Origin of the sequence: Pseudomonas sp. NFPP25, from assembly GCF_900116505.1 — a bacterium.
GTDB lineage: Bacteria > Pseudomonadota > Gammaproteobacteria > Pseudomonadales > Pseudomonadaceae > Aquipseudomonas > Aquipseudomonas protegens.
Genome location: NZ_FPBG01000005.1, coordinates 627,658 through 642,643, shown reverse-complemented (window position 1 = coordinate 642,643; position 14,986 = coordinate 627,658). Strand labels below are relative to the sequence as shown.

At 64.1% G+C, this 14,986-nt stretch carries 14 protein-coding genes; 8 read left to right on the top strand and 6 right to left on the bottom strand.

Annotated features, from left to right (window positions below; translation table 11 throughout):
• Together BM382_RS22815 and BM382_RS22810 are read right to left on the bottom strand one after the other, a co-directional pair.
• Complete coding sequence (locus tag BM382_RS22815; protein ID WP_011059052.1) at nucleotides 1–750, bottom strand: methyltransferase; 750 nt, start codon at nucleotides 748–750, stop codon at nucleotides 1–3.
• Nucleotides 747–1,052, bottom strand: a complete 306-nt coding sequence (locus BM382_RS22810) for a MazG-like family protein (RefSeq protein ID WP_011059051.1) — start codon at nucleotides 1,050–1,052, stop codon at nucleotides 747–749. Before BM382_RS22810 ends, BM382_RS22815 begins: the two co-directional genes overlap by 4 nt.
• A 190-nt stretch (nucleotides 1,053–1,242) precedes the next feature.
• Here BM382_RS22810 and BM382_RS22805 point away from each other — a divergent pair, with 190 nt between their 5' ends.
• Together BM382_RS22805 and BM382_RS22800 are read left to right on the top strand one after the other, a co-directional pair.
• Nucleotides 1,243–1,536 (top strand): hypothetical protein, encoded by a 294-nt coding sequence (locus BM382_RS22805; protein WP_011059050.1) that lies wholly within the window; start codon nucleotides 1,243–1,245, stop codon nucleotides 1,534–1,536.
• A 67-nt stretch (nucleotides 1,537–1,603) separates the two neighbouring features.
• Entirely contained in the window at nucleotides 1,604–2,950 is a 1,347-nt protein-coding gene (locus BM382_RS22800) for an MATE family efflux transporter (RefSeq protein ID WP_072443985.1), read from the top strand.
• Between the two features lie 86 nt (nucleotides 2,951–3,036).
• Here the strand turns inward: BM382_RS22800 and speA are convergent, their stop codons facing one another.
• From speA to BM382_RS22780, 4 genes are all read right to left on the bottom strand, one after another.
• Complete coding sequence (gene speA / locus BM382_RS22795) at nucleotides 3,037–4,950, bottom strand: arginine decarboxylase (protein WP_011059048.1); 1,914 nt, start codon at nucleotides 4,948–4,950, stop codon at nucleotides 3,037–3,039.
• Between the two features lie 222 nt (nucleotides 4,951–5,172).
• A complete protein-coding gene (locus BM382_RS22790; protein WP_011059047.1) occupies nucleotides 5,173–5,544 on the bottom strand; it encodes a translation initiation factor Sui1 in 372 nt (123 codons plus the stop codon).
• A 184-nt stretch (nucleotides 5,545–5,728) separates the two neighbouring features.
• Nucleotides 5,729–6,265: an NUDIX hydrolase gene (locus tag BM382_RS22785; protein ID WP_011059046.1), complete on the bottom strand. Its 537-nt coding sequence runs from the start codon at nucleotides 6,263–6,265 to the stop codon at nucleotides 5,729–5,731.
• A 3-nt stretch (nucleotides 6,266–6,268) separates the two neighbouring features.
• Nucleotides 6,269–7,336, bottom strand: a complete 1,068-nt coding sequence (locus BM382_RS22780; protein ID WP_011059045.1) for a DUF2333 family protein — start codon at nucleotides 7,334–7,336, stop codon at nucleotides 6,269–6,271.
• Nucleotides 7,337–7,624: 288 nt separating this feature from the next.
• Here BM382_RS22780 and gcbA point away from each other — a divergent pair, with 288 nt between their 5' ends.
• The 6 genes from gcbA to prmA all read left to right on the top strand — a co-directional run bounded on the left by gcbA (nucleotide 7,625) and on the right by prmA (nucleotide 14,984).
• Nucleotides 7,625–9,292, top strand: a complete 1,668-nt coding sequence (gcbA, locus tag BM382_RS22775; RefSeq protein ID WP_015634000.1) for a diguanylate cyclase GcbA — start codon at nucleotides 7,625–7,627, stop codon at nucleotides 9,290–9,292.
• A 53-nt stretch (nucleotides 9,293–9,345) separates the two neighbouring features.
• Nucleotides 9,346–11,307 carry a methyl-accepting chemotaxis protein gene (locus BM382_RS22770; protein WP_011059043.1) on the top strand — a complete coding sequence of 654 codons (1,962 nt, stop codon included), beginning with the start codon at nucleotides 9,346–9,348 and terminating at the stop codon, nucleotides 11,305–11,307.
• A gap of 230 nt (nucleotides 11,308–11,537) precedes the next feature.
• A complete protein-coding gene (aroQ, locus tag BM382_RS22765; RefSeq protein ID WP_011059042.1) occupies nucleotides 11,538–11,990 on the top strand; it encodes a type II 3-dehydroquinate dehydratase in 453 nt (150 codons plus the stop codon).
• Nucleotides 11,991–12,038: 48 nt separating this feature from the next.
• On the top strand, nucleotides 12,039–12,500 hold the full coding sequence (accB, locus tag BM382_RS22760; protein WP_015633997.1) for an acetyl-CoA carboxylase biotin carboxyl carrier protein: 462 nt from the start codon (nucleotides 12,039–12,041) through the stop codon (nucleotides 12,498–12,500).
• Nucleotides 12,501–12,517: 17 nt separating this feature from the next.
• Nucleotides 12,518–13,879: an acetyl-CoA carboxylase biotin carboxylase subunit gene (accC, locus tag BM382_RS22755; RefSeq protein ID WP_015633996.1), complete on the top strand. Its 1,362-nt coding sequence runs from the start codon at nucleotides 12,518–12,520 to the stop codon at nucleotides 13,877–13,879.
• A 226-nt stretch (nucleotides 13,880–14,105) separates the two neighbouring features.
• Nucleotides 14,106–14,984 carry a 50S ribosomal protein L11 methyltransferase gene (gene prmA / locus BM382_RS22750; protein WP_011059039.1) on the top strand — a complete coding sequence of 293 codons (879 nt, stop codon included), beginning with the start codon at nucleotides 14,106–14,108 and terminating at the stop codon, nucleotides 14,982–14,984.
• Nucleotides 14,985–14,986 lie beyond the last annotated feature (2 nt).

The window sequence follows — 14,986 nt, the reverse complement described above, 5'->3', positions numbered from 1 at the left end:
TTAGACCGGCCGGCACAGCCAATGCAGATAACGCCCAAGCCCGGCGAAACTTGGGTGTCGACGGTGAGCCAGCTCCATTTCCAGCAGATCCGTCAGCTCGGCACGGGCCTGGAACTCCACCGGCATGTAATCGTGGAAAACCCGCACTCCGCTCTGGCTTTCGACTCGCCACAGGCCCTCAAGTTGCGCCGCCAGCTCGCGAGGATCAAGGGGCTGTTGCGGGGTCAGGCTCTGTTTCTCGCCGGCCATGTCGTTCTTGCGCATCTTGCGGAAGTGGCCCTTGAGCAGGTTGCGGTAGACCAGTGCGTCGCGGTTGTAGAAGGCCAGGGACAGCCAGCCATCAGCGGCGGTCAACTGATGCAGCACCGGCAGGATCGCGTGGGGTTCGGCCAGCCATTCCAGCACCGCGTGGCACAGCACCAGGTCGTAGGGTTCGGTCAGTTGCCCCAGCAGTTCCTGCCAGGGCGCCTGGATGAAGGTTGCCTGCTGCCCGGCGTCGGCAAAGCGCTGGCGGGCGCCTTCAAGCATCGGCGCGGCAGGCTCGGCCAGGGTGACCTGGTGCCCGCGCTCGGCCAGCCACAAGGACATGTGCCCCAACCCGGCGCCGATATCCAGCACCCGCAGTGGCCGCTCGGGCAGCGCTTCCTTGAGATCGGCCTGGAGCACCGCCAGGCGGATCGCGCCTTTGGCGCCGCCATAGATCTTCTCGGCGAAACGGGTCGCCAACTGGTCGAAATGCCGGTCGCTCATGAGCAGAACCGCCGTTCGCTGTCCGCCAGCTTGCTGCGTACCACCTGGTCCATGTCCAACCCCAGCTCGCTGCACAGCAACAGCAGGTAGAGGACGATATCCCCCACTTCCTGGCCGGCATGGGCCAGCTTGTCTGCTGGCAGTTGCCGCGACTGGTCCTCGCTCAGCCACTGGAAGATTTCCACCAGCTCGGCCATTTCGACGCTGGCGGCCATGGCCAGGTTCTTCGGGCTGTGAAATTGCCGCCAATCGTTGCGGTCACGAATGGCGTGCAGGCGTTGGGTCAGTTGCTCTAGGTTCATCGGGGTCTCCTGAAGGCGTATAGCTTCCGGGGGATGGGCGTGGGACGCAAGAGCGCTTTCGCTGGCCAGCCGGCTCCTCCAGAATGCGCAACCCCCGGCAGCTTCTATGCTTAACAGGGAACTCGCCACGGGTGTTCATGGCCCAAGCTTGAGCTCGGGCACTCGGCCCATCTTTCATCAGGACGCGCACATGCAGGTAGAAAGTTTCTTCGAATGGCTCGGCCAGGCCATCGGCTCGGTGATCCGCTTTATCGTCGACCTGCTCAGCGGGTTGTTCAATACCCTGACCCACGCCGGGGGCAACTTTGTCGACGGCCTGTCCCGCGCTCTGGGCATGGACACCTCGATCGTCAGCATCATTGCCCTGATCATCGGCCTGATGTTCCTGTACTCGGCGATCCGCGCCTTCATGCGAGCCTCGATCATCCTCGGCATCATCTGGCTGGTGCTCGGCCTCTGGCTGCTGAGCTGGATCATCCACTGATCCCCCCGCACTAACCCCCGGCGCCCGCGGGCGCCGGGTACAATGCCCGCTCTCGCAAGGAGCCTGCATGCCCCCCCTGATTTCCGATTGGCGTCACCGCCCCACCCATCGCCGCGTCTGGGCCCTGGCCGCGCCGATGATCCTGTCGAACATTTCCGTGCCCCTGGTAGCGCTGGTGGACAGCATGGTGATCGGCCACCTGCCCCACGCCCACCAGCTGGGCGCCGTGGCGGTTGGTGCCAGCCTCTATACCTTCCTGGCCTGGGCCATGGGCTTCCTGCGCATGGGCGCCACCGGCTTCGCCGCCCAGGCCGCCGGGCGCGGCGACGGGGCGGCGCTGCGGCAGATCCTGCTCCAGGGCTTGATACTGGCCATGGGGCTGGCGCTGCTGCTGGGCGCCATAGGCGTGCCCCTGAGCGGCGCGGCGCTGCACCTGATGCAGCCCTCGGCGGAGCTGGACCAGATGACCCGGAGCTTTTTCCACACCCGCCTGCTGGGCCTGCCCGCGGCCCTGGCCAGCTTCGCCCTGGTGGGCTGGTTTCTCGGTACCCAGAACGCCCGGGCACCGCTGGCCATCCTGCTCAGCACCAACGTGCTGAACATCGCCCTCAACCTGTGGTTCGTCCTCGGCCTGGACTGGGGCGTGGTGGGCTCGGCCCGGGCTTCGGTGATCGCCGAATGGAGCGGCGCGCTGGTCGGCCTGGCCATGACCCGGCCGGCCCTGCGGGCCTATCCGGGGCAAATCGCCTGGGCGGCATTGCGCCGCTGGCAGAGCTGGCGCCCGCTGCTGGCGGTCAATCGTGACATCTTCATCCGCAGCCTGGCCCTGCAATCGGTGTTCTTCCTGATCACCGTGCAAGGCGCCCGCCTGGGCGATGCCACAGTGGCGGCCAATGCCCTGCTGCTCAACGGCCTGCTGCTTACCGCCCATGCCCTGGATGGCCTGGCCCACGCAGTGGAGGCCCTGTGCGGCCACGCCATCGGCGCCCATGACCGCCCGGCCCTGCGCCGCTCGCTGGTGGTAGCCGGAGGCTGGTCGCTGCTGGCCAGCCTGGGGTTCGCCGTGCTGTTCCTGCTGGGCGGTCACCTGTTCATCGAAATGCAGACCGATATTCCCGACGTGCGCCAGACCGCCTTTACCTACCTGCCCTACCTCGCCGTACTGCCGTTGATTGCGGTCTGGAGCTACCTGCTGGACGGCCTGTTCATCGGCGCCACCCGGGCCCGGGAAATGCGCAACGGCATGCTCCTGACCGTGCTCCTGCTGCTGCCCTTTGCCTGGGCGCTGCAAGGCCTGGGCAACCACGGCCTGTGGCTGACGTTCCTGCTGTTCATGTTCCTGCGCAGCCTGACCCTGGGCGCCTTCGCCTGGCACCTGCAGCGCCGCGACCGCTGGTTCGCCGAGGCTCGCTGAACCTCGTGCCCGCAGGCCGCACAGCCTGAATTGCGGGCAAAAAAAACCCACCGCAAGCGGTGGGTTTCCAGGGTTCGCCGGGGCTGTCAGGAAGACAGGTAGGACGAACGGGTCAGGCCCAGGCGCAATGCGTCAAGGAACTGGGTACGCTCGGCGGCGCTGATCTTGGCGCTGGCCACCTTGTCGCGGTAGTGGGTCATCAACTCCTCCGGCGACAGGTGCACGTAGCGCAGCATGTCTTCGATGGTGTCGTGGGTCTCGATCCCGGCGTGGTACACGCTGCCATTGGCCCGCTGGTAGATGTTCACCGAGTCGGTGTCGCCGAACAGGTTGTGCATGTCACCAAGGATTTCCTGGTAGGCGCCCACCAGGAAGATCCCCAGCAGGTAGTCCTCGCCCTCGTTGAGGCCGTGTACCGGCAGGCTGGTCTCGATGCTCTGCTCGTCGACGTACTGCTTGATCTTGCCGTCGGAGTCGCAGGTCAGGTCCTGCAGCACCGCGCGGCGCAGCGGCTCTTCGTCGAGGCGGTGCAGCGGCAGGATCGGCAGGACCTGGCCGATGGCCCAGGTGTCCGGCAGGCTCTGGAATACCGAGAAGTTGCAGATGTACTTGTCGGCCAGCTTGTCGTTGAGTTCGTCCAGCACCTGGCGGTGGGAACGCTGGCGCGCCTTGAGCGAGTTGTGCAGGCGCCGGCATACGGCGAAGTAGCACTGCTCGGCCAGGGCTTTCTCGGCCAGGGTCAGCTTGCCGTCGGCGTACTGGGCCGCCACGTCGCTCATGTAGTGAGTGGCGCGCCAGTAGGTTTCGGTGACCATTTCAATGTCAGTCGGGCCCAGCAGGTCCACCAGCCATTGCACGGTTTCCGGCAGCTCCTGCTTGTTGTCGATCTGCGGCACGTCGTCGTTGTGCTTCTCGACGTCGGTGACCTGCACCACCAGCATGGCGTGGTGGGCGGTCAGGGAGCGGCCGCTCTCGGAGAAGATGTGCGGGTGCGGCAGGCTCTGCGCATCGCAGAATTCCTTGAGCATGCCCACCACCACGCCGGCGTAGTCGTCCATGTCGTAGTTGATCGAACTGGCGTTGCGCGAGTGGGTGCCGTCGTAGTCCACACCCAGGCCGCCGCCGACGTCGATGTGGTCCACCGGCAGGCCGAGGTTGCGCAGCTCGCCGTAGTAGCGGATCGCTTCCTTGAAGCCGTGCTGGTAGTCCGCCAGGTTGGCGATCTGCGAGCCCATGTGGAAGTGCAGCAGGCGGATGCCCTGGTCCAGGCCGGCGGCGCGGAAACGCTCCACCACCGACAGCAGTTGCGCCGCCGACAGGCCGAACTTGGACTTTTCACCACCGGTGTCGGCCCACTTGCTCGAAGCCAGGGACGACAGGCGCACCCGCAGGCCCACCTGTGGCTTGACCTTGAGGGACGCCGCTTCCTCGATCACCAGGCCCACTTCGGACTCTTTCTCGATGACGATGAACACGTTGTGGCCCAGCTTCTGGCCCATCAGCGCCAGGCGGATGAACTCGCGGTCCTTGTAGCCGTTGCAGACAATGGTGCCGCCCTTGGGCGCCAGGGCCAGGACCGCCAGCAGCTCCGGCTTGGAGCCGGCTTCCAGGCCGATGGAAACATTCTGGGTGGCGATGATGTTCTCGATCACCGCTTCTTGCTGGTTGACCTTGATCGGGTACAGCGCGGTGTACTTGCTCTGGTATTCCAGGCGCCCGATGTTGGCATCGAAGGCACCGGTCAGCTGGCGCACGCGGTCCTGGAGGATGTCCGGGAAGCGCACCAGCAACGGCAGGGACAAGCCGCTCTTGCGCAGCTCCTCGACCTGCTCGAACAGATCGATGGGCAAGCTGCTCGGGCCGTTCGGACGAACTTCGACGCGACCGGCGTCATTGATCGCGAAATACCCGGCCCCCCAATGGCGAATCCCGTAGACACTGCGGCTGTCCGCAACTGTCCATTGGCTGCCATCGTCTTTACGTGTGCGTCGTACGGACATCGAAGTCCCCTATAAAGAAGTCATAGAGCGCCGCCCCACTCCAGGGCTGGCGCAGTCTAAAGAATGAAAATGACGATTAGCCTGCAAGCGCAATAGACCGCGCCCGCCGTGCCGAGTTTAGAAACCGTTCATGAACAGGCTCTGTGAAAACCATGGAGACGACGCCGGTGTCCTGAGCGAATCAAGACAGGGTCCAGTCACAGGTGGTTTTCACAGAGGCTGCTAGCCGCCGGACTTCTTCGCCTTGAAACCGTGCTTGACCAGTTCCGCCAAGAGTAGCTCGACATGGTCGCCCTGGATTTCGATGACGCCGTCTTTCAGGGCGCCGCCGGTACCACAGCGTTTCTTCAGCGTCGTGGCCAGCTCCTTGAGGGCATCTTCGGCCAGGGGCACGCCGGTGATGGTGGTCACCGTCTTGCCGCCACGGCCCTTGCTTTCGCGGCGCACGCGGGCAATGCCGTCGCCGGCCGGGATCACGGTTTGGTTGCAGATACAGGCGGCTACCGGCTGGCTACAGTCCGGGCAATGTCGACCTGCGTCGGTGGAAAATACCAGGCCACCAAGGGCGGCGAAGGATGCGGCTTTTTTGGCCACCGGCAATCCTCTTGGGAGGACAAAGACTGGTCGAAGCACATGGCGGTGCCATCGACCGCGAAGCCCCACTCAGGCAGGGGCAGCGCTACTGAACCAGGGCAGCCTGGTTCAGCTTGAAAAGTCGCGCAGTGTAACGGCAAAAAGCCCGGTTGCTAAGAGCCAATCAGCGCCAATTTATGCAACTTTAGCGACGCCGTGCCAGATAGCGCTGCAGGGCAGCCAGGGAGTCCGGGCAATAGGGCTTTTCGTGAATTTCCCGCAGCACCTGATCCAGTGGCATGAAGTGCGCTTCGAGGACTTCTTCCGGCTGCAGGCGCAGCGGGCCGTCCCACACCGCACAGAACGCCGAGCACCAGAGGCGGTTGCCGGTGTCCTCGAAGAAGAAATGATCGTGGGCGACCAGTTCCACCCCGCTCACCCCCAGTTCCTCCTCCAGTTCCCGGGCGGCCGACTCGGCGTAGCTCTCGCTGGCCAGGACCATGCCGCCGGCGGCGACGTCCCAGTAGCCCGGGTAGATGGCCTTGCTCAGGGTTCGCCGGTGCACGCACAGCTCACCGGCGGAGTTGAACAGCATGATGTAGGTGCCACGCCCGATCAGGCCGCGCTCGCGCAACTCGGAACGGACCATGGCACCCAGCAACTGGTCTTCGCCATCGACCCAGGCAATCTGTTCTGCATCGGAGGCGGCGCGGTGGGCCGCCTCTTTGTCGGTTGCGACCATGGATCAGCCTTGATTGAGCAATTGACGCAAGTCGATGACCGCCGCGTTGGCCCGGGAAATATAGTTGGCCATCACCAGCGAGTGGTTGGCCAGCACGCCGAAGCCGCTGCCATTGAGAATCATCGGGCTCCAGACCGGCTCCTGGGACGCTTCCAGTTCGCGAATGATCTGGCGCACGCTGACGGTGGCGTTCTTCTTCGCCAGCACATCGGCGAAGTCCACCTCGATGGCCCGCAGCAGGTGCGACAGCGCCCAGGCCTGGCCACGGGCTTCGTAGAACACGTTGTCGATCTGCATCCACGGGGTTTCCACCACTTCTTCATCAACCTGCGGGCCCTGGCCCGGGGCCGGCACTTCGGTCTTCAGAGCAGTATTGAGCTTGACCCGGCCGACGCTGGCCGACAGGCGCTGGGACAGCGAGCCCAGGCGCGTGCCAACGTCACCCAGCCAGTTGTTGAGATTGTCGGCGCGGGCATAGAACTGCGCGGTCTTCTGGTTCGGATCGGACAGACGCGCCTGGTAGCGGCTCAGGGAGTTGATGCCTTCCTGGTATTCCGATTCGCTGGACGGCAGGATCCAGCTCTTGTTGTCGAAGTTGAAGCGCGGCTCGGCCTTGGCCAGGTCGGCGTCTTCTGCGGACTGCGACTGGGAACGGGCGAAGTCCTTGCGCAGGGCACGGGTCAGGTCGCGGACCTGGACCAGCACGCCGTATTCCCAGCTCGGCATGTTGTCCATCCACAGCCCCGGTGGAAAACGGTCGTTGGAAATGTAGCCACCCGGCTTGTCCAGCAGGGTGCCGACCACGGTCTTCAGGGTTTCCACGGTGGTGTAGCCCACCACCATCTGTCGGCCTTCCTTCTCGGCGGCGATCTGGGCGTTCTGCTGGACCGGGAACAGCGCCGGCTCCTGGCTCCAGTACCAGCCCAGGGCACCGGTGACCAGCAGATACAGGCCCAGCAAGGTGGCCAGGGCACGACTGAACAGCAGGCCACCGAAATAGCTGCGTGTCGCCGACTTGGGTTCGGCAGCACGATCTGGCGCGCTGCCTGCGCGATTCTTCCAATCCAGCATGGCTATGTCCTTTCAATCACTTGAGTTCATCGGTTCGACCACAACCCTACTCCATCGTGCCTTGCCTTGACGGGATAAATCTTCCGGCAAATGCGCGCCGCGCAATGATTGCGAATCAGCTGGCCACTATAAATGAAGCACAGTCCGGAGCCTACGCGACCAGTCGGTCAGGAACTGAATAACGTCGCTTTGCACATTATTGACGTACGACACTCATGGGACACAAAAGTGGTGCTAGCATAGAGCCACCAGTCGATCTCAGCATGCACCCTAACTAGTAGTCAGGATATGACCGAGCCAGAAGACCCCAGCCGTGAGCGCCTCAAGCACCACTTTGCCCAGCGGGTAATTCATCAGGCACGTCAGATTCTTGAGATATGGCAGCGTCTGCAACGCAGCGAATGGTCGACCACCGACATGTCGGAGCTGTGCGAGGCCAACCTGCGCCTGTTGCGCTTCGCCGAACGTTTCGAACAACCCGAACATACCCAGCTGGCCCGCAGCATCAGCCAGTCCCTGGAAGCGGTGGACGCCAACCGTGGCCGCCTCAGCAGCAACCTGATCACCGACCTCAACCGCCTGATGCAGCGCCTGTCGCGCACCGGGCTGCGCCACGGCGACCAACTGGAACAGACCTTCCTGCCGCCCCTGCGCAAGCCGATCTACGTGATGCTGCAGGACCACGACCGGGCCGAGCGCCTGGCCAAGCAGTTGGAATTCTTCGGCCTCAGCGCCCAGTCCCTGGACAGCATTCCGGCCTTTCGTTCGTCCATGGTCGAACGCCTGCCGGCGGCCATCGTCATCGATGTGGATTTCTGCGGTGCCGGCATGGGCCTGACCCTGGCCGCCGAGGCCCAGGTCGGCCTGGAGCAGAAACTCCCGCTGCTGTTCTTCAGCCTGCATGAAACCGACACCCCGACGCGCCTGGCCGCAGTGCGCGCCGGCGGCCAGGAATTCCTCACCGGCACCCTGGAAGCCTCCAGCCTGCTGGAAAAAATCGAAGTACTGACCTGCGTCGCCCAGTACGAACCTTATAAAGTGCTGATCATCGACGACTCCCGGGCCCAGGCCCTGCACACCGAGCGCCTGCTCAACAGTGCCGGGATCGTCACCCGCACCCTGATCGAACCGATCCAAGCCATGGCCGAGCTGGCGGACTTCCAGCCGGACCTGATCATTCTCGACATGTACATGCCGGCCTGCACCGGCACCGAGCTGGCCAAGGTAATCCGCCACAACGACCGCTACGTCAGCGTGCCGATCATCTACCTGTCCGCCGAGGACGACCTGGACAAGCAGCTGGACGCCATGAGCGAAGGCGGCGACGACTTCCTCACCAAGCCGATCAAGCCCCGGCACCTGATCACCACCGTGCGCAACCGCGCGGCCCGGGCGCGCAACCTCAAGGCGCGGATGGTCCGCGACAGCCTCACCGGCCTGTACAACCACACCCATATCCTGCAACTGCTGGAAGACTGCAGTTTCCGCGCCCGTCGCGAGGGCAAGCCGCTGAGCTTCGCCATGCTGGATATCGACCACTTCAAGCGGGTCAACGACAGCCACGGCCACCCCATGGGCGACCGGGTGATCAAGAGCCTGGCGCTGTTTCTCAAACAGCGCCTGCGCAAGACCGACTTCATCGGCCGCTACGGCGGCGAAGAATTTGCCATTGTCATGCCCGACACCGACCAGGACGCCGCATGCAAGGTTCTGGACGAAATCCGCCAGCGCTTTGCCGAGATCCACTACCCGGCCCAGCCCCAGGACCTGTGGTGCACCTTCAGCGCCGGGGTGGTGGAAATGCAGGAGGATTCCGACAGCCTGATGATGGCCAGCCAGGCCGACGAAGCCCTGTACCGGGCCAAGCATGGCGGGCGCAATCGGGTCCAGGCCGCGCGATCAAGTCAAAGTGCCATCTTTTCATCCGAATCCACCGATTCGGTCATAACCTTGTAATACAAACGCAATAAATTCAGGCGCTTACCATTTAAGCCGTTGGTAGAGCCCCGATGCGCCTGAAGCTGCTGACCAATCTCAATACCCTGCTGCTCGTTGCCGTTTGCCTCGCCCTGGGGGCGACGCTGTGGTGGTCGCAACGGGCCCTGGAACGCCCCTATCTATTGATGGAGCGCTACCTGGGGCTGTCCCAGCAGTTTCAGAACCAGGTGGCGCGCAATATCGAAGACTACCTGGCCAGCGGCGATGCCCTGCGCCTGAGCAGTGCGGCCCAGGCCCTGGAAACCCTGCAGGGCGAGCTGGGCGAACTGCCGCCACCGCTGGCGCAAAGCCTGCGCCCGAGCCTGGCCAGCCTCGACGACTTCAGCAAGACCGACCTGCTGGCCGCCGGCAAGCTGGCAGGCGATCCCCAGGCCCTGCTGTTGCAGGCCGAACGCGAGCTGGGCGCGAACCTGGAGCAGCTCAGCCAATACGCCAGCGGGGCCAGGAGCGCGGAAGCGGCGAACTACCTGCCTTTATTGCTCACCGCCTCCCAGCACCTGGGCAAGCTCTCCCTGGCCCGGGACAAGCTGGTGAGCAGTGGCCGCAGCGAGCTGGCCGCCGATGTGGAACGGGAAGTGAACAGCATCCGCGCCCAGGCCGATCAGCTCGAAGCCCTGCCTTTATTGGGCGTGGCCGCCAGCAGCGAATCGGGCACCGATGATTTCGCCGCCATGATGGGCCTGGAAAACACCGAAAAAGCCGCCGCCGAAGATGCCGGCATAGGCTTCAAGCGTGAACTCAACAGCCTGCTCAGCCGCTATCCGGCAGAACTGCAACGCACCCGCGAGCAGATCCAGAAGCGCGCCGACCTGAGCGCCGCAACCCTGCTGAAGATCAACGCCGTGCGCCAGGCCATCGCCGAGCTGGAACCGGCGGTACGGGCCCAGCACGGGCAGATCCAGGGCGAAGTGCGGCTGATGCAGGGGCTGATGATCGGCCTGATCCTGTTGATCGCCCTGGTGATCGACACCTTGCAGCGCAAGCTGGCGCGGGTTCTGACCAACCTCGCCCCGGCGCTGTCGACCTGGGCCGAAGGCGACTTCAGCCGACCGATCCAGCTGGGCAAGACCAACCGCGAGCTGCATGACATCGAGGAGTCCCTGAACCGCCTGCGCGCCTACCTGGTGGACCTGGTGGGCACCATCCGCCAGAACGCCGAACAAGTGGCCGGCAGCAGCCGCGCCCTGGCCGACCTGAGCAGCGGCCTGCACAGCGGCGCCGAGCGCCAGGCCGGCGACACCGCACAGATCCGCGATGCCCTGGGCGAACTGGAAGCCACCATCCAGCAGGTCGCCGGGGACGCCAGCCAGGCCGCCGACGCCAGCCGCAGTGCTGGCCTCGCCGTGCAGCAGGGGCAGAAAGTCATAGGCCTGAGCCTCACCGGGCTGCACGCCCTTGTCGGGGAAGTCCAGGGCAACGCGCAGATGATCGAACACCTGGCGCAGGAATCCGCCACCATCGGCGGCGTGCTGACGGTGATCCGCTCCATCGCCGACCAGACCAACCTGCTGGCCCTCAACGCCGCCATAGAAGCCGCCCGCGCCGGGGAAATGGGCCGCGGTTTTGCCGTGGTCGCCGAAGAAGTGCGCTCCCTGGCCCAGCGCACCGCCGGGGCCACCGCGGAGATCCAGACCCTGATCGCCGGCCTGCAGGCCGCCGCCCAGCAATCGGTACAAGGCATGCGCGCCCAGGTCGAGCACGCCGAGGCCACCGCCGGCCAGGCCCAGGCCGCCGATGGCGCCCTGGACGAAATCGTCGGGGCGATCCAGACCATCGCCGATACCGCCGTGCGGATCGCCGATGTCACTGCCCAGCAGAGCGGCGCGGTGAGCGAAATCCGCGATCACAGCGAACGCATCCACCAGTTGGGCGGCGACAACCTGCTGCGCATCGGCGAAGGCCGGGCCCAGGGCGAAAACCTGCTGGACCTGGGCGGGCAATTGCATACGGCCGTCCAAGCGTTCCGCGTCTAGGCTCTGAAACGGGCGCGCAAACCACAACCCACCGCCATCAGCGACGAAACGGGCGACAAGAAGCACGCCCCCCTTCTTGAGGGCAAATGACCGGATTTAACCTGTCGGTCACATATTTTGCGCAAACATCGGTCATCGTGCTGGCTATTGCAGAGAACTGGACAGTCATAAAGTCTTTCCGGCATAGTCGCCGGGTTCTGACAACAGCCCCCGATAACAAGGAACAACCGATGGCCACCCTACTGGTTCTTCACGGACCCAACCTGAACCTGCTCGGCACCCGTGAACCGGGGGTCTACGGTGCAACCACCCTGGCCCAGATCAACCAGGACCTGGAGCAACGGGCCCGTGATGCCGGGCACCATCTGCAGTACCTGCAGAGCAATGCCGAGTACGAATTGATCGAGCGCATCCATGCCGCCCGCGATGAAGGCGTGGATTTCATTTTGATCAATCCAGCAGCTTTTACGCATACAAGCGTCGCATTACGTGACGCGCTGCTGGCGGTGAGCATCCCATTCATCGAAGTGCATTTGTCCAACGTGCACAAACGCGAACCTTTCCGTCATCACTCCTACTTCTCCGATGTTGCGGTGGGAGTGATCTGCGGCCTTGGCGCCAGCGGTTACCGACTGGCCCTGGAGGCCGCCCTAGAACAGCTTGAACGTCAGGCAAACGCTTGAACGACAAGCGATAAACGCCCCTGACCGACCCTTGGGAGTTGATGATTCATGGATATCCGTAAAGTTAAGAAACTGATCGAACTGCTGGAAGAGTCCGGCATCGACGAGCTGGAGATCAAGGAAGGCGAAGAGTCCGTACGCATCAGCCGCCACAGCAAGACTCCAGCCCAGCAGTACTACGCACCGGCTCCGGTTGCCGCCCCAGTGGCTGCGCCTGCCGCTGCCGCTCCTGCTGCCGCCGCCGCTCCTGCAGCACCGGCCGCACCCGCGCTGAACGGCACCGTGGCCCGTTCGCCGATGGTCGGTACTTTCTACCGCAAGTCTTCGCCTACCTCGCCAGCCTTCGTTGAAGTCGGCCAGAGCGTGAAGAAGGGCGACACCCTGTGCATCGTCGAAGCAATGAAGATGATGAACCACATCGAAGCTGAAACCAGCGGTGTGATCGAGTCCATTCTTGTCGAAGACGGCCAGCCGGTTGAGTACGACCAACCGCTGTTCACCATCGTTTGAACCGCGGAGAGTCTTTGATGTTGAAGCCTGCGAAGTTGGAAAAAGTCCTGATCGCCAACCGCGGCGAAATCGCCCTGCGGATCCTGCGTGCCTGCAAGGAAATGGGGATCAAGACCGTAGCCGTCTACTCCAAGGCCGACAAGGAGCTGATGCACCTGGGCCTGGCAGACGAATCGGTATGCATCGGCCCTGCGCAAGCCGCGCAGTCCTACCTGCACATCCCGGCCATCATCGCGGCCGCTGAAGTCACTGGCGCCACGGCGATCCACCCTGGCTACGGCTTCCTCGCGGAAAACGCCGACTTCGCCGAACAGGTGGAAAACTCCGGCTTCGCCTTCATCGGCCCGAAAGCCGAGACCATCCGCCTGATGGGCGACAAGGTTTCCGCCAAGCACGCCATGATCGCAGCCGGTGTTCCGACGGTTCCAGGTTCCGACGGCCCGCTGCCGGAAGACGAAGAAACCGCCCTGCGCATTGGCCGTGAAGTCGGCTACCCGGTGATCATCAAGGCCGCTGGCGGCGGCGGTGGTCGCGGCATGCGCGTGGTGCACAAGGAAGAAGACCTGATCGCCTCGGCGAAGCTGACCCGCTCCGAAGCCGGCGCGGCGTTTGGCAACCCGATGGTCTACCTGGAGAAGTTCCTGACCAACCCACGTCACGTGGAAGTTCAGGTGCTGTCCGACGGCCAGGGCAACGCCATCCACCTGGGCGACCGCGACTGCTCGCTGCAGCGTCGGCACCAGAAAGTCCTCGAAGAAGCGCCGGCACCGGGCATCGACGAGACCGCCCGCCAGGAAGTCTTCGCCCGCTGCGTCAAGGCGTGCATCGACATCGGCTACCGTGGCGCCGGCACGTTCGAGTTCCTCTACGAGAACGGCCGCTTCTACTTCATCGAGATGAACACTCGCGTGCAGGTAGAGCACCCGGTATCGGAAATGGTGACCGGTATCGACATCGTCAAGGAAATGCTCAGCATTGCCGCCGGCAACAAGCTGTCCTTCACCCAGGACGACGTCGTGATCCGCGGCCACGCGCTGGAATGCCGGATCAACGCCGAAGACCCGAAAACCTTCATGCCAAGCCCAGGCACGGTCAAGCATTTCCATGCCCCGGGCGGCAACGGCGTGCGCGTCGACTCGCACCTGTACAGCGGTTACGCGGTTCCACCGAACTACGATTCGTTGATCGGCAAGCTGATCACCTACGGGGCCACCCGTGACGAAGCCATGGCGCGCATGCGCAATGCGCTGGACGAAATCGTCGTCGACGGGATCAAGACCAACATCCCGCTGCACCGCGACCTGACCCGTGACGAAGGCTTCTGCAAAGGGGGCGTGAACATTCACTACCTCGAGCACAAGCTGGCCGAGCAACACTGATCAGCACCCGCCACACCGACAAGGCCGCTTTCGAGCGGCCTTGTCGTATCCGCCGCCCTGCAGGAGCGAGCCTGCTCGCGAACCGCGCAGCGGCCATTCCCTGATCAACCGTCCTTGCGACCAAGCACAGGGCATCCCCCTCGCTCCCAAGGGGCGTCTCGCGTAAACTTGCGCGCTTCTCGCGGCCCACTAGGCTGCACATCACATATTTTCAAAGGTGCCCGCCATGCCTTGGCTGCAAGTCCGTCTCGCCATCAGCCCAGAACAAGCCGAAACCTACGAAGACGCTTTTCTTGAAGTCGGTGCCGTCTCGGTCACCTTCATGGACGCCGAGGATCAGCCGATCTTCGAACCTGAACTGAACACCACCCCGCTCTGGTCCCACACCCATCTGCTGGCCCTGTTCGAGGGCGGCACCGAAGCCGCCAGCGTACTCGCCCACATGGAGCTGCTGACCGGCGGCCCGCTGCCCGAGCATCACAGCGAAGTCATCGAAGACCAGGATTGGGAGCGCAGCTGGATGGACAACTTCCAGCCCATGCGTTTCGGCCAGCGCCTGTGGATCGTTCCCAGCTGGCACGCCGCGCCGGAGCCCGAGGCCGTGAACCTGCTGCTGGACCCGGGCCTGGCCTTCGGCACCGGCACCCACCCGACCACCGCCCTGTGCCTGGAATGGCTGGACGGCCAGGACCTGAAGGACTGCAACGTGCTGGACTTCGGCTGCGGCTCGGGGATCCTGGCCATTGCCGCCCTGTTGCTGGGCGCCAAACAGGCGGTGGGCACCGATATCGACGTGCAAGCCCTGGAAGCCTCCCGTGACAACGCCGGGCGCAACGGCATTGCCGACGAGCTGTTCCCGCTCTACCTGCCCGAGCAACTGCCCCAGGTGCAGGCCGATGTACTGGTGGCCAACATCCTGGCCGGGCCACTGGTGGCCCTGGCGCCGCAGCTTTCGGGGCTGGTCAAGTCCGGCGGGCGCCTGGCGCTTTCCGGCATCCTTGCCGAACAGGGCGAGGAAGTCGCCGCAGCTTATGCCCAGGACTTCGATCTGGACCCGATCGCCACCCTTGATGGCTGGGTGCGCATCACCGGCCGTCGGCGCTAGAA

Excerpts from the sequence above, each read along its gene's own strand:
- aroQ (WP_011059042.1), top strand. The coding sequence starts at position 11,538 with ATGGCCACCCTACTGGTTCTTCACGGACCCAACCTGAACCTGCTCGGC.
- accB (WP_015633997.1), top strand. The coding sequence starts at position 12,039 with ATGGATATCCGTAAAGTTAAGAAACTGATCGAACTGCTGGAAGAGTCC.
- prmA (WP_011059039.1), top strand. The coding sequence starts at position 14,106 with ATGCCTTGGCTGCAAGTCCGTCTCGCCATCAGCCCAGAACAAGCCGAA.
- BM382_RS22785 (WP_011059046.1), bottom strand. The coding sequence starts at position 6,265 with ATGGTCGCAACCGACAAAGAGGCGGCCCACCGCGCCGCCTCCGATGCA.
- speA (WP_011059048.1), bottom strand. The coding sequence starts at position 4,950 with ATGTCCGTACGACGCACACGTAAAGACGATGGCAGCCAATGGACAGTT.
- gcbA (WP_015634000.1), top strand. The coding sequence starts at position 7,625 with ATGACCGAGCCAGAAGACCCCAGCCGTGAGCGCCTCAAGCACCACTTT.
- BM382_RS22805 (WP_011059050.1), top strand. The coding sequence starts at position 1,243 with ATGCAGGTAGAAAGTTTCTTCGAATGGCTCGGCCAGGCCATCGGCTCG.
- BM382_RS22810 (WP_011059051.1), bottom strand. The coding sequence starts at position 1,052 with ATGAACCTAGAGCAACTGACCCAACGCCTGCACGCCATTCGTGACCGC.
- BM382_RS22800 (WP_072443985.1), top strand. The coding sequence starts at position 1,604 with ATGCCCCCCCTGATTTCCGATTGGCGTCACCGCCCCACCCATCGCCGC.
- BM382_RS22815 (WP_011059052.1), bottom strand. The coding sequence starts at position 750 with ATGAGCGACCGGCATTTCGACCAGTTGGCGACCCGTTTCGCCGAGAAG.
- accC (WP_015633996.1), top strand. The coding sequence starts at position 12,518 with ATGTTGAAGCCTGCGAAGTTGGAAAAAGTCCTGATCGCCAACCGCGGC.
- BM382_RS22780 (WP_011059045.1), bottom strand. The coding sequence starts at position 7,336 with ATGCTGGATTGGAAGAATCGCGCAGGCAGCGCGCCAGATCGTGCTGCC.
- BM382_RS22770 (WP_011059043.1), top strand. The coding sequence starts at position 9,346 with ATGCGCCTGAAGCTGCTGACCAATCTCAATACCCTGCTGCTCGTTGCC.